Raw genomic sequence first — 13,415 nt, 5'->3', positions numbered from 1 at the left:
GATCAGACCCTCCCGATGGCGAAGCTGCGGGTATACTCTTCGGCGGAATCCGGATCGAAGGTCTTACCCATGATGACGTGCTTCTTGTAGGTGGTGTCTGGCACGGGCATGCCCATCTCTTTCATGACCTTTCCGGTTTCACCCGCCAGGTAGACCTGCTCGGCAATGCCTTTGTAGTCCACGTCGCCTTCGATGTAGCCCCAGCGCTTCATCTGGGTCAGGATCCACACGCCCATGGAGTGCCAGGGGAAGGGGTCAAAGTCGATGCGGTCCGGTACATTCTTCACTTCGCCCAGACCATCGGCATAGCGGCCGGTCAACACCTGCTGAATCACCGCCACCGGCTGGTTCAGGTAGTTCTTGGGCGCAATCGCTTCGGAGATTTCCTTGCGGTTGTCGTGGTTGTTGGCGTACTGGGTGGCGTCCAGAATCGACCGCAGCAGGGCGCCATAGGTGTTGGGGTTCTGGGTGGCGAATTTCTGGCTGCATGCGAAGGCGCAGCAGGGATGGCCTTCCCAGATTTCCTTGGTCAGCATGTGAATGAAGCCGACCTTTTCCCAGACCGCGCGCTGGTTGAACGGATCCGGTGACAGGTAGCCGTCCAGGTTACCGGCACGCAGGTTCGCCACCATCTCGGGTGGTGGAACTACCCGGATCTGGACGTCTTTGTCCGGGTCGATACCGTTCTCTGCCAGGTAGTAACGCAGCAGGAAGTTGTGCATGGAGTATTCGAAGGGCACACCAAACTTGAAGCCTTTCCACTGCTTGGGATCACGCTTGTCTTTGTGGTCCACGTGCAGCACGATGGCCTGGCCGTTGATGTTTTCCACCGCCGGCATCAGGTACGGCTCGGGGGTGGAGCCGGCGCCCATGGACATCGCCAGGGGCATGGGGGTCAGCATGTGGGAGGCGTCGTATTCGCCCGCTAGGGACTTGTCCCGGGCGACCGCCCAGCCCGCGGTCTTGGTGACGGTGACGTCCAGGCCATACTTTTCATAGAAACCCAGAGGCTGCGCCATGATGATGGGTGTGGCACAGGTAATGGGCACAAAACCAACGTTCAGCTTGGTCTTCTCGAGCTTGCCCATGGACTCTTTAACCGCTGCTTTGGCTTTGTCCATCGGGAAGACGCTGCCCAGCAGTGCAGCGGCCGTACCCGCACCCATCATTTTCATGAAGCTGCGACGGTTGTGATCGTTATGGCCGAACACCGAACGCACCACGGCGCTTTCGATGGCGCGGTCAAGCATTTCCTCGGAATGATCATGGCCGGCAAATGACTCTTCATGAGCCGTCTGGGCCGAAACAGGCGCTTTGCTTTCCACATGCGCGGTATCGTTGGGTGCCTTGCAGGTAGGGCAACCACACTGCTTTGAGTGGATCAGGGTCTGATCCCCGTCGAACGGATTTCCCAGGCTTTTAATCGTCATCGGACACTCTCCCTAAACTGGACTTTTTGCACGTTATGGTGCGGCTTATGCACTCTTTCAGTGCGCGAGCAGTTGGATGTGTTCAGGGGCGTCCAACTGTTCCCGCGGTTCTATGTGCTGTATCGCAGGGTTCGTGCCAACTCGGAATTTTTATTTAACTATCTGTTTTTTCTGATTTCGTGCGCTAATGACCGATCTCCACAGATCACGAAATTTCGTTATTAACGAGTTTTCGTAAATTTTTTTACGATTTTTCGTGTTCTGGCACGGGATTTGGACCGCAAGGTTAAAGCACTGAAACAGGTCCAGTCCGTTTCCGGGAGACACCATGCTGACAAACACACCAACCGAATCGCCCCTGCCAGTCACCGATACCCAGTGGGTTGACCATCTTCCGGAACCTGCCCTGCTGGTGGATGCGGCCAGCGACATCATCCTGGCCCTGAACAACGCCCTCGCCCGTATGCTGGGAACAAATCGGGGCAGCCTGCTGAGCACCTCCTGCACCCGACTGTTCAGTGAACAGCGCCCCCAACTGATCTCTTTTACCGAGGAAACCCTGTTCCGCGGTAACGCATGGAGCCGGGATTTTCATCTTAACCACCGGGACGGCCACACCATCGAGCTGGAGATATCCTCCGCCCGGGCGGGCGAGGCGGAAGAACAACAGATCCTGTTCCTGCTGCGCGACCGCCAGTTCCTGAGGGCCCTGCGCGAACGCCATGAGGCCAACCACTACCACCGTGGCGGACTGCTGGAATGGAGACGGGTGGAAGAGCTGTTCAAGGATATGGAACGGGAGAACCAACTGATTCTCCATGCTGTAGGCGAAGGCATTTATGGCGTGGATGCCGAGGGCCGAACCACCTTTATCAACCCTGCGGCCGAACGCATGCTGGGCTGGCGCGGAGACGAACTGATGGGGCGGGTGATTCACCGTGTGGTTCATCATTCCCACGAGGATGGCTCGCTGTTTCCGCTGAAGGAGTGCCCCATCTATGCGGCGTTTCGCGATGGTAGCATCCGCCGCGTGGGCGAGGACTGGTTCTGGCGCAAGGACGGCTCCGGTTTCCCGGTGGAATACACCAGCACACCGATTATCGATAACGGCCACCCGGTGGGTGCCGTGGTGGTGTTCCGGGACATTTCCCAGCGCCGGGATGCCCAGCACGAACTCCACCAGGCCCTGGAAGAAGTGGAGACCCTGAAGCACAAGCTGGAAATCGAGAACGCCTATCTGCAGGAAGAACTGAGTGCCGAATACCATTTTCACGAAATTGTCGGCCAGAGTGATGCGGTCAAAGGCATCGTCCGTCGCATCGGGCTGGTCGCGCCCACCGATGCCAACGTGCTGATCACCGGCGAATCCGGCACTGGCAAGGAACTGATCGCCCGGGCCATTCATCAGGCCAGCGACCGGCGGGACCGCCCGCTGATCCGGGTCAACTGCGCGGCTATCCCCAAGGATCTGTTCGAAAGCGAGTTCTTCGGCCACGTAAAAGGCGCGTTCACCGGCGCCTTCAGTGATCGGGTGGGCAGATTTGAACTGGCGGACGGCGGCACCCTGTTCCTGGATGAAGTGGGCGAAATTCCACTGGAACAGCAGGGCAAGTTGCTGCGGGTATTGCAGGATCAGCAGTTCGAGCGGGTCGGGGAGAACCGCACGCGGGCGGTAAACGTGAGGGTGATAGCCGCCACCAACCGGGAGCTCAAAACCGAAGTGAACGAAAAGCAGTTCCGGGAGGATCTCTACTTCCGACTGAACGTTTTCCCGATCGAGTCAGTGCCCTTGCGGCGGCGGATTGAGGACATACCCATGCTGGCTCAGGAGTTCCTGAACCGGGCCTGCATCAGGTTCAACCGCCCCCGCCTGCCACTTCGGGTCTCCGATGTGGAAAAGCTGAAGCAGTACCACTGGCCGGGTAATGTCCGGGAACTGGAGAACGTTATCGAGCGCCAGGTGATTACTGCAGATGGTTCACTGGACTTCGATCTGATCGGCCGGGAGCAGGATGAGCCTGCCATGACCGGCGAGGACGCGCCACCCGCCCGCCATTCGGGCGCACAGGTCATGACCGATCAGGAGATTCAGACTCTGGAAAAGGACAACCTGATCCGCGCCCTAAGGGCCACCGGCGGGCGTGTATCGGGGGACGACGGCGCTGCCGTCATGCTGGGCATGAAACCCACGACCCTGTCGTCACGCCTGAAAAAGCTGGACATCAACCCGGCCCGCTTCCGGTCCCCGGGGTAATGCCGCAAACCCTGCTGTTTGCTTATTCCGGATGGGCGCTGGTGAGAATGTGTTTCAGCCCTGCGCATTCAACCATCGGGTCATCGCAGTTCACGACGATGTCGGCGCGGTTGAGCACGAAGCTTCGACCGGTGATGGTGTTCTCTACCACCTGGTGCGGGCCTTCCTGACGCACGCCGGTAAATTCACCGATAAACCCGGTCTCACGGAGGGAAACGGTTTCAAGGCGATCCCCGGGTCGGATTTTCCCCTCATGATTCATCAGCGCAAGCCGGGCCGAAGTTCCGGTGCCAGTGGTGCTGCGACAGATAACCCCCGGGTGCACATAGGTTGTAGAGCGGGAGCGATAGGAATTGTCCGCTAGCTGTTCAACCGGCCCCATGAAATGCAGGAACGGCAGCGGGCCAACATCGCCCAGGGTGTAGTGGGAAAACCGCCGCTCTGCCCGAATGGCCTCCACGATGCGGTAGGCGCAGTCACTGAGCCTGCGTTCTTCGTCCAGGGTCAAGGCAAAACCCAGGCTGGTGGCATCTACCAGCGCGTAGAAGCCGCCGCTGTAGGCCACGCTGTAATTCACATTGCCAACATCAGGCACATGGATGCTGGCCTGATAGGTATCGATATAGCTGGGCAGGCCACCGCAGGTGATGGCTTCCACCACGCCATCCCGCACAAAGGCATCGATATGCACCAGACCCGCCGGAGCTTCCAGCATAAAGCTCTGCCAGCCTTCCTGCTTGGCAACAATGCCGCTTTCCAGAACGGCGGTGGCGGTGCACATGGTGTTGGAGCCGGAATAGATCGGGTAGCCCATGACTTCCATGATGATGTAACCGGCGACCGCCTTCGGGTCCGTGGGCGGCACCAACAGGTCTACCGACATCTCAGGAATACCGTAGGGTTCTTCCAATAGCAGCCTGCGCAGGCCATCTGCCTCATCCCGCAGGTATTCCATCTGGGCGCGCACGGTTGCGCCTGGCAGCGGGCGAATGCCACCGGTAACAATACGGCTTACATCGCCGCCCGCGTGGGTGTCCATCAATTGCAGTTTGAGTTCAGGCTGCATGCTCGTATCTCCGGGACTGGGTGATTAGAGGGAAAAAGCCGCACCGTGTTCGGCCCATTGGGCGTCCGGAACAATCACGATCTTTCCCAGATAGTTGCTGTTGCGGCTTACAAAATAGCGCTCTGCTTCATGTAGCTCCGACAGTTTGAAGGCAGCGTGCAGCACCGGCCTGAGCTGGCCACTGCGGATCCAGGTAATCAGCTGTTCTGCCTCTTCCCGGGTGCCGTGGGACACGCCGAACACCTGCACCTGATAGAGATAGATTTTGGTCCACAGGATTTCGCTGACGTTACCGGCACTGGCGCCGGCGATGCTCAAGCGGGGATAATCGCCACGGCTGTTCATGTTGAAAATCATGGCGTCGATGAAAGCGTTGGTCATTTCACCGCCAGCCAGGTCCATCACCGCATCGAAGGGATGGCCGCCGGTCACCGCTTTTACCCGGTCGGTGAAACTGTCCATATCTGAGCGGTCAAGAACCGCCTCGGCGCCGAGGGCGATCAACGCATCGGCTTTGTCTGCCTGGCTGAGTGCATATGGAATGGCGCCCATGATCCGGCAAAGCTGAAGCAGTGCCGTACCAACACCACCGCTGGCGCCGGTGACCAGTATTCGCTCCCCTGCTTTCACACGGGCGGATGTCAGCATATGAAGGGCGGTCTGGTAGGAGCACATACCCATGGACGCCAGTTCTGCATCCGCCAGATCCGCATTCTCGACCTGGTGAAACTGGTCGGACGGCACAGAAATGTACTCCGCATAACCACCATCGGCACCATGGCCGTAGTAATCCGGCGTCAGGTTAATATCCCGCCGATCATCCGCGTACAGATTGAAATCCAGCAGGCCGCGCTCGCCAATCCTGCCCTGGCTGACACCCTCACCTACGGCAACCACCTGGCCGACAACATCCGCCCCCTGGATTCTCGGAAAAGTCAGGGTTGGTGAACCGCCCATCTGGAAGGAGGTCACATCCCCTTTATCCTTGGTTGGGTAAAGGCCCTCGCGGGCCTTACGGTCGGTATTGTTTTTGGCGGTGGCAGTCACCTTGACCAGGACTTCCCCCGCTTCGGGCTCCGGGGTTGGAACATTGTCTGCGTATTCCAGTTTCTCGATGCCACCATGGCCGGTCAGCAGCATGGCTTTCATAGTCTCGGGGATCATGGACACTACTCCTGCATTGAAGGAATCGGACCTGTCTTCGACTTACCGTATCTCAAACCAGAATAGCACTAACGGGTATGCCTTTTGTTAGAGCACGGAACCCGATACTCTGTAAAAAATCGCCTTTTAAGAGCTTGAACATGGCAACCCATACAATTGAAATAGATGAAACTTTTGAGATTCCGCTGCACCGGGTCTTCGCTCTTTTCGCAGACCATCAGAGCTTTGGCAGACTGTTGGGCGCACCGGTAAAAAGGATTCGCGACAGCGACCAGGCCGACCCCAATGGCATCGGGTCCGTCCGCAGGGTCGGCATTGGCCCGATTAGCGTGGAAGAGACCGTCACCAGTTTCGAGCCAGACTCACTGATCGAGTATACGATTACCAGCCTGAGCCCGCTGAAAAACCATTTCGGGCGGATCCGCTTTAGCAGCCCATCGGAACAGAAGACCCGGGTTCATTACACCGTTTATTTTGAGGACGCCATCCCACTGACCGGGGCACTGGTCAGGTCGGCCCTGAACCAGGCGCTTCGCCGGGGAATGCGACGCCTTCCCACAATGGCCAAATAAGGCTGTTACCACCTGGGGTAGTTGAGTAAAATCGGCGTTTTTGAAATCACGACTGAGGCAGTAGCATGGGCAGAGCCTACCAGAACCGCAAAGACTCCATGGCCAAGACGGCCGCCGCCAAAACCAAGGTTTACAGCAAATACGGACGGGAAATCTACGTCAGTGCTAAATCTGGCGGCCCGGACCCGGAAGCCAATCTATCGTTGCGAGGACTGATTGAACGGGCCAAGAAAGACCAGGTGCCCGCTCATGTTATTGAGAAGGCCATTGAGAAAGCCAAAGGCGGTGCCGGCGAAGACTTTTCACCCGCCCGCTACGAAGGTTTCGGCCCCGGTAACTGTATGGCCATCGTGGATTGCCTGACCGACAACCCGAACCGCACCTTCGGCGATGTGCGCCTGGCGTTCACCAAGACCAACTGCAAGATTGGCACCCAGGGCAGCGTCAGCCACATGTTCGACCACTCCGCGATTCTGGGCTTCCCAGGCGAGGATGAAGAAGCAGCGCTGGAAGCACTGATGATGGCGGATGTCGACGTGACCGACATCGAATGTGAAAACGGCATGATCACCGTGTTCGCGCCCCACACTGAATATGCAAAAGCCAAACAGGCCCTGCAGGATGCGTTCGAGGGTATCGAGTTTGAGGTAGATGAAATCCAGTTCCTGCCCCAGACCACCACGAAAATCGAAGGCGAAGATGTTGAGATGTTCGAAAAGTTCATGGACATGCTGAACGACCTGGACGACGTTCAGAACGTTTACCACAACGCGGTGTTTGAGGATTGAAAACCAGTACAGGCCCGGCCCGGGTCGTTATTCTTAAAACCGGAAACACCCTGCCCCCGATCCGCGACGCCTTCGGGGATTTTGATCGCTGGTTCCTCAATGGCCTGTCAGCGGAACTTGCACGGGAAGTAGTGGATGTCACCTGCCAGCCTCTTCCCGGAGAGCCCGATCACTGGGACGGCATTGTGGTGACTGGGTCACCGGCCATGGTCAGCGACCGTGAACCCTGGAGCGAATCTACTGGGGACTGGCTCGCAAAGGCGATTGAGAGGGGCGTGCCGGTGCTGGGCGTCTGCTATGGTCATCAGCTGATGGCCCATGCCCTGGGCGGCAAGGTCGGCTACCACCCGAGAGGGCGGGAAACCGGCAGCTACCCGATACGGCTGCATGCGTCGGCCCAGGAGGACCCGTTGTTTGCGGGCCTGCCCGCGGAATTTCCGGTGCAGCTGACCCATCGCCAGTCGGTCCTTGAGCTGCCCGAAAGCGCCGTACTGCTGGCGAGTAATGACTTCGAGCCCCACCAGGCGTTTCGCATCGGACCCTGCGCCTGGGGTGTGCAGTTTCACCCAGAGTTTACTGCGGACATCATGCGGGCCTACCTGCAAGCTCAGACCCCCGCACTCTTGGCGGAAGGCCTGTCGCCTGAAGCGCTGACGGCTGGGGTCGAGGATTCACTCCACGCCAGCTCCCTGCTGCAGCGTTTCTCCGAGTTTGTGATTCAGAGCCGCTAAAGCGGCTCCGCTCTCAACCCTCAATTTTCAATTCTCAGTTATCAATCGAGAATGTAAGCGGTCTTTTCCATCGCGCTTTCGTCTTCGTCGACAAAGCGGAACTCATTCCAGCCAATGCGCACCCGATCGCCGCTGTTCAGTCGCTGACGGTCACTGATCCGCAGGTCATTCACAAAGGTGCCATTGGTGCTGCTGCGGTCGGTGATGTAGTAATCCACCGTGCCTTCCAGATAGGCATTGGCGACACACTCAATCAGCGCGTGATGGCCGCTGACGGAAATCTCGTCGATGCGGATATCGTTGTCGGCACGACGGCCAACCCTCACCTCGGGCTTGTCCACCTCGAAGGTGGTCACTACAACACTGTCTACCAGTTGCGAAAGCGACGCCATTACCCTAACCCCCTATGAATCATTCCTGTTTAGTTGGTTGATAGCAGAACCACGGACACATTGTCTTTTGCCCCCTGCTCAAGGCTTGCCCTGACCAGCGCTGCTACCGAAGATTGAATCGAATCCGATGTCGACATCAGCTGCAACCAGGCGTTTTCGTCGAGCGCCCCGGTCAGGCCGTCGGAACAGAGCAGCAGGTGATCTCCGGTTTCCAGCGACACCTCACTGAACGTTGCGGAGGCGTCGGACGCGCCCAGAGCCCGCGTGAGCACATTGCGAAAAGGCACGTTTGGAACATCCCTTTCCTTGATGCTGCCGTCCTCCAGCATGTTCTGAACCACGGTGTCGTCTCTGGTCAGACACTGCAGTGTCTGGTTCTGCACCAGATAACAGCGGGAATCGCCCAGATGCGCAACCAGGGCCTGTTTGCCAGTCACCCAGGCCAGCACGATGGTGGTGCCCATTTTAGCCAGATCGGGTGCCTCGCCCTTGCGCGCTTCGATGCGTTCGCTAGCGAGATCCAGTGCCGACTGCACCAGTCGTTCCCGGGTATCAGGGGCCTCGGCTTCACTCAGGCATGGACCAAGAACTTCCATTACCGTATCCACGGCAATCCGGCTGGCTTCCTCACCACCCTGGTATCCGCCCATGCCGTCCGCAACCACCAGCAACGCCTGGTTTGAAGCGTCATCAACACACCAGTCAATGGCGTCCTGATTGGATTTGCGCACGGCGCCTGTGTCTGTCAGACCACTGACCAGCAGTGTCATCAGGACACCTCCTCTGTATCCCTGGCGGCCTGTCGCCGTATTGCTTCAGCCATGGTTGCGGCATTGGCGAAGCGTTTCTCGGGCTCCCGCTGAATGGCTTTATTGATCAACCGCACCACACCATTGGGAAGGTCTTTATTGAATTCCCGGACACTGCGCGGGCGTTTGTTCAGAATCTGATAGGTCAACGCCGCAAGGGTCTCACCCTGATAGGGCGTATGGCCCGACACCAGTTTGTAAAGCGTCACTCCAAGGCTGTAGGTATCTGAAGCACCGGTTACTTTCTGGCCCTTCAGCTGTTCCGGGGACATGTAAAGCGGGCTACCCATCACGCTGCCCGTGCGGGTGCGGGAATCGTCGGATATTTTGGCAATGCCGAAATCCGTAATCTTGATGTCGCCGTTATCCGGGTTGTAGATAATATTGCCCGGCTTGATATCACGATGGATGATGTTCTGACCGTGGGCATAGCCCAGAGCATCGGCCACCCGGGCGACAATCATCAGCACGGTATTCAACGGCAGCAACCGGTCGGGCTTGCCAAAATCGCTGAGCGGTCGCCCCTGGGCATAATCCATGGCAATGAACGCCAGATCTGCCTCTTCGCCGACATCATAAACGGTCACGATGGCGGGGTGATTCAAACGCCCCGCCGCCTCGGCTTCCCGGAAAAACCGGGATTTCAGATCACTGAGTTCGGCCGGGTCAAACGCCTGATAGCTGAGGGTCTTGATCGCAACGGTGCGGGAAATCTTCGGGTCCTTGCCCAGGTAAACCACACCCATGGCGCCCCGGCCGATTTCCCGCTCGATTTCATAACGGCCCAGGGTTGGCCGGCTCAGGTTCTGTTCTGGCAACACCAGCGTTCGGGTACTGTCGAAACCGGCACCGCCTACACGGTTTACCTCGCTGGCCATAGATTCCAGCGCTGCCAGGCGTTTGCCTGCATCGCGGAAGTTACGGCGACTGGCGACAATCTGTCGGAAGGTGGCACAGGCCTTGTCGTACTGACGTTTTCGTTCCTGGGCAATGGCAATGTCGTACTGCAGTTCCAGGGTCTGATCATCTGCCGGGCAGTCGGCCAGCACCTCAAGGGCATCATCGGCCTGACCCTGGCGCAGAAGCAGTTTGCTGAGCCGGGTGCGGGCGTCCACCACGTTACTGGTCAGTGATAAAATGGTGCGCTGTGGTTGCAACCAGAACAGCATCACCAGGTAACCGGCCATTAGCAGCGCAACCACTTCTCCCAGCGGCAGCCAGACACTCTGGTAAAACATCAGGGCCGCTTGCACCACGACCAGGGCGCCCGCAAGCAGGAGCACCACCGGCAGGGCCACTGCGCCGCCGAGCCGGGGCACCGCCAGCACCAGAAACATGGCAACGGCCATCAATGCACCGCGGATGGCCGCTTCCGACCAGGCAGGCTCGGCCAGACCGCCGGCGTCCATGGCGTCGCCGGTGGCATCACCCAGTGCGCCCAACAACAGACTATCCACATATCCCAGCAACGGCACGGCGTCACCCGCCACGGCAAGCCCAGCTGCGGCTGCCACAACCAGCAAACGGAGACTGAATATCCTCTCAAAAACGAAACGTAATCCATCCACAGCAGTTCAGGCCAGACCTCTTTTCTTTTCAGTTTAGAAACTGAGCCCGCCGGGGGATAGCGCAGCCTGTGTGGTTTTTTGTAAGGGTTTGTTCGAGTGGGACCCGCATCACGGGCCGGATCTGAAGCTCAGGCAATATCATTCGGTAAAAGACGCGGGCTGAAAGGTCACGTATAGTCCTGAAATCAATGGAAAACAGACCTTCAACCAGGGAATCTGGCGATGACCATAAAGTTACTGCTCGCGCTTTTTCTGCTGGCCATTACTGGCACCGGTGTATACCACTCGTTCAAACCACTACCCAGCGGCATCGCCTATTCGGGGGCTATTCATCCATTGGTGGAACCCCGGCTGTTAACGGATCGCACACTACATTTCGGCGACGAAGCGCCTCGCCTTGACCATGAACTGTTCAACGAAACCCGGTCGATGATCCAACAGGCCCGCGAATTCATTCTGGTGGATATGTTCCTGTACAACAGCACAGGAGGTGAAACCCAGCAGGGACGGCCTCTGGCCATGCAACTGACCCAGGCCCTGATCCGCCAGCGGGAAGCCTTTCCGGAGCTTGCGATCGTGGTGATATCAGACCCGATCAACACGCTCTATGGAGGCACGGAATCGCCTCATTTCCAGGCACTGGAGGAGGCCGGGATTCAAGTCACGCTCACGGACCTGACGCCGCTTCGGGACAGCAACCCCTTGTGGTCGGGTGTGTGGCGGATCTGCTGCCAGTGGTTCGGCAATTCCTCCGAGGCCGGATGGCTTCCCAACCCGATTGGTGACCAGAAAGTGACGCTGCGCAGCTATCTCAGCCTGCTGAACTTCAAGGCCAATCACCGGAAAATTCTGGTTACCGACAGCCCGGACGGCTTCCGGGCACTGGTTTCGTCTGCCAACCCCCACGATGGCAGCAGCCACCACAGTAACGTCGGGCTCAGCTTTGGCGGCCCCGCAGTGGCAGACCTGCTGCGCAGCGAACGCGCTGTTCTTGCCATGTCAGACGCCAGCACCCGCGCGGTCGACAATGCTCTGGGCCGCATCAGTGAGGTGGCGCCCGCCGGGGATGTGCGCATCCAGGTAGTGACCGAGTCGGCTATCCTCGATGCCGCCCAGGACATGATCACCACGGCCGAGCCCGGAGATCAGCTTGATATGGCGATGTTCTACCTGTCTCACCGGGCTGTCCTGGAAGCCCTGATCAAGGCCAGCCGCCGGGGCGTGAAGGTGCGGGTACTGCTTGACGCCAACCATGATGCGTTTGGCCGCGAAAAAAGCGGTGTACCAAATCGCCAGGCCGCCATGGAGCTGACCAACAATGGGGTTTCGGTTCGCTGGTGCAACACCCGAGGTGAACAGTGTCACAGCAAACTGCTACTAAGACAGGACAAGGATGGCCAGGCCCGGATGCTTCTGGGTTCCGCGAACTTCACCCGCCGCAACCTGGACGATCTCAATCTGGAAACAGATGTACTGGTGCTGGCCGACCGGCGCCACCCGACGGTCGAGAAGGCCAGCCTGTTCTTTGAGGAGCAATGGCTCAGCGGGCCAGGCAGCCCGGCGGTCATGAGCCTGCCCTACCAGGCCTGGGCAGATCATTCGCAGCTGCGTTACTGGCAATACCGGTTTATGGAAGCCACGGGGCTGTCCACCTTCTAGCCGGGCAACGGCCTGACGGGCTTCCGAAATATGGCAACGTCTTTGGCTGGCACCTCGAGGTGCCAGCCATAATGGTCGGCCAGCCATTGCAGTGTCGCCTGCTTGTAGAACACCACGTGGGTGGGGTCTCGACGGTAATGCCAGTTGGCAAAGCGGGCATCGTCTGTCTGGAAACAGGTCATCACGCCCAGGATGGCGCCGGGCACAAGCAGCCCGTCCAGTTGCCGAAACACCGACGCTGGGTGGTACAGATGCTCGATCACTTCGGTACAGGTAACAAAATCATACGGCTGGTCCAGGACTGACCTGTCTGGATGGAAGTAGGGATCGTAGAGCGACATTGTCATGCCCGACTCCTCCAGCATCGCAGCCAGCGCAGGCCCGGGGCCGCAGCCAAAATCCAGGCCGCGACTGCCTGGTGAAAGCCGTTTCAGCAGCGGTTCTGCAAGCCGGGAAAGGAACTGGCGATAACCGGGGTCTTCAGTATTGTTGTCATGAAGCGCATAAACCGCTTTCTCTTCTGATGGCCCCAGCCGGCACTCAGGAGCCATCAGGGTAGCCTGGCACATAGAACAGCGGTGGTAGCGGGTATCCTTAACGGCCTGGAACCGGGTCAGCTCACCCTGCTCGCAGACTGGGCACCGCTCGCTCACAGCGCTCCTACCAGCACGGCCAGCAACACTGCAACGGCAACCAGGAACCCGATCGCGTAGCGCTGGACCCGTCCTCCAGAATCAGGCTTGGAGGCTTCCTCCGGCCGGTTCGCCTCGTATTCGGCAATCAGGTCACGCGCGCGGGGGTAGTCTTCATCTTCAACATGAACATTGCTGAATCCCGCTGCCCCGATCTCGCCCATGGCGCCCTGCAGGTAATGCCCGCCAACGTGGGCTTCGATACCCTGTGCGTGAAGCATGCCAGACACAATGTGAGCTTCGGCGATATCACGGGCACGATAGGCAATCAGCATAGCCGGACTCCTGAA

The 13,415-nt window shown here is 58.6% G+C and carries 13 protein-coding genes; 5 read left to right on the top strand and 8 right to left on the bottom strand.

What is annotated here, in order from left to right; genetic code table 11:
- Positions 1 to 2: 2 nt before the first annotated feature.
- Positions 3 to 1,430 carry an ABC transporter substrate-binding protein gene (locus E5Q11_RS00855; protein ID WP_135801522.1) on the bottom strand — a complete coding sequence of 476 codons (1,428 nt, stop codon included), beginning with the start codon at positions 1,428 to 1,430 and terminating at the stop codon, positions 3 to 5.
- Between the two features lie 328 nt (positions 1,431 to 1,758).
- Between E5Q11_RS00855 and E5Q11_RS00850 the strand changes: the two genes are divergently transcribed.
- The gene (locus E5Q11_RS00850; RefSeq protein WP_135801521.1) at positions 1,759 to 3,684 is read left to right on the top strand and encodes a sigma 54-interacting transcriptional regulator; all 1,926 of its coding nucleotides are present in this window, start codon (positions 1,759 to 1,761) and stop codon (positions 3,682 to 3,684) included.
- A gap of 22 nt (positions 3,685 to 3,706) precedes the next feature.
- Here the strand turns inward: E5Q11_RS00850 and E5Q11_RS00845 are convergent, their stop codons facing one another.
- On the bottom strand, positions 3,707 to 4,750 hold the full coding sequence (locus E5Q11_RS00845) for a proline racemase family protein (protein ID WP_135801520.1): 1,044 nt from the start codon (positions 4,748 to 4,750) through the stop codon (positions 3,707 to 3,709).
- A gap of 24 nt (positions 4,751 to 4,774) precedes the next feature.
- Positions 4,775 to 5,914, bottom strand: coding sequence for a zinc-binding dehydrogenase (locus E5Q11_RS00840; protein ID WP_135801519.1), 1,140 nt, complete (start codon positions 5,912 to 5,914; stop codon positions 4,775 to 4,777).
- Positions 5,915 to 6,054: 140 nt separating this feature from the next.
- Between E5Q11_RS00840 and E5Q11_RS00835 the strand changes: the two genes are divergently transcribed.
- From E5Q11_RS00835 to E5Q11_RS00825, 3 genes are all read left to right on the top strand, one after another.
- Positions 6,055 to 6,486: an SRPBCC family protein gene (locus E5Q11_RS00835; RefSeq protein WP_135801518.1), complete on the top strand. Its 432-nt coding sequence runs from the start codon at positions 6,055 to 6,057 to the stop codon at positions 6,484 to 6,486.
- A gap of 65 nt (positions 6,487 to 6,551) precedes the next feature.
- Entirely contained in the window at positions 6,552 to 7,274 is a 723-nt protein-coding gene (locus tag E5Q11_RS00830; protein WP_135801517.1) for a YebC/PmpR family DNA-binding transcriptional regulator, read from the top strand.
- The gene (locus tag E5Q11_RS00825) at positions 7,271 to 8,005 is read left to right on the top strand and encodes a glutamine amidotransferase (protein ID WP_135801516.1); all 735 of its coding nucleotides are present in this window, start codon (positions 7,271 to 7,273) and stop codon (positions 8,003 to 8,005) included. Before E5Q11_RS00830 ends, E5Q11_RS00825 begins: the two co-directional genes overlap by 4 nt.
- Positions 8,006 to 8,046: 41 nt before the next feature.
- On the opposite strand, the gene E5Q11_RS00820 is transcribed toward E5Q11_RS00825, so the two are convergent.
- Genes E5Q11_RS00820 through E5Q11_RS00810 form a run of 3 tightly spaced genes read right to left on the bottom strand, consistent with a single transcriptional unit; the run spans position 8,047 to position 10,720 of the window.
- A complete protein-coding gene (locus tag E5Q11_RS00820) occupies positions 8,047 to 8,397 on the bottom strand; it encodes an FHA domain-containing protein (RefSeq protein ID WP_135801515.1) in 351 nt (116 codons plus the stop codon).
- A gap of 29 nt (positions 8,398 to 8,426) precedes the next feature.
- Positions 8,427 to 9,167 carry a PP2C family protein-serine/threonine phosphatase gene (locus tag E5Q11_RS00815; RefSeq protein ID WP_135801514.1) on the bottom strand — a complete coding sequence of 247 codons (741 nt, stop codon included), beginning with the start codon at positions 9,165 to 9,167 and terminating at the stop codon, positions 8,427 to 8,429.
- Complete coding sequence (locus E5Q11_RS00810) at positions 9,167 to 10,720, bottom strand: serine/threonine-protein kinase (RefSeq protein ID WP_225314988.1); 1,554 nt, start codon at positions 10,718 to 10,720, stop codon at positions 9,167 to 9,169. The genes E5Q11_RS00815 and E5Q11_RS00810 overlap by 1 nt, the downstream gene beginning before the upstream one ends.
- Positions 10,721 to 10,996: 276 nt before the next feature.
- Between E5Q11_RS00810 and E5Q11_RS00805 the strand changes: the two genes are divergently transcribed.
- Entirely contained in the window at positions 10,997 to 12,433 is a 1,437-nt protein-coding gene (locus tag E5Q11_RS00805) for a phospholipase D family protein (RefSeq protein ID WP_135801512.1), read from the top strand.
- Here E5Q11_RS00805 and E5Q11_RS00800 read toward each other — a convergent pair.
- Both E5Q11_RS00800 and E5Q11_RS00795 read right to left on the bottom strand, forming a co-directional pair.
- Complete coding sequence (locus E5Q11_RS00800; protein ID WP_225314989.1) at positions 12,430 to 13,086, bottom strand: class I SAM-dependent methyltransferase; 657 nt, start codon at positions 13,084 to 13,086, stop codon at positions 12,430 to 12,432. The genes E5Q11_RS00805 and E5Q11_RS00800 overlap by 4 nt on opposite strands.
- Positions 13,083 to 13,400, bottom strand: coding sequence for a putative signal transducing protein (locus E5Q11_RS00795; RefSeq protein WP_135801511.1), 318 nt, complete (start codon positions 13,398 to 13,400; stop codon positions 13,083 to 13,085). Before E5Q11_RS00795 ends, E5Q11_RS00800 begins: the two co-directional genes overlap by 4 nt.
- Positions 13,401 to 13,415: the final 15 nt, after the last annotated feature.

The sequence above is a fragment of the Marinobacter confluentis genome (assembly GCF_004785685.1).
In the GTDB taxonomy this organism is placed as follows: Bacteria; Pseudomonadota; Gammaproteobacteria; order Pseudomonadales; family Oleiphilaceae; genus Marinobacter; species Marinobacter confluentis.
This window is presented reverse-complemented; position numbering and strand designations above follow the sequence as displayed.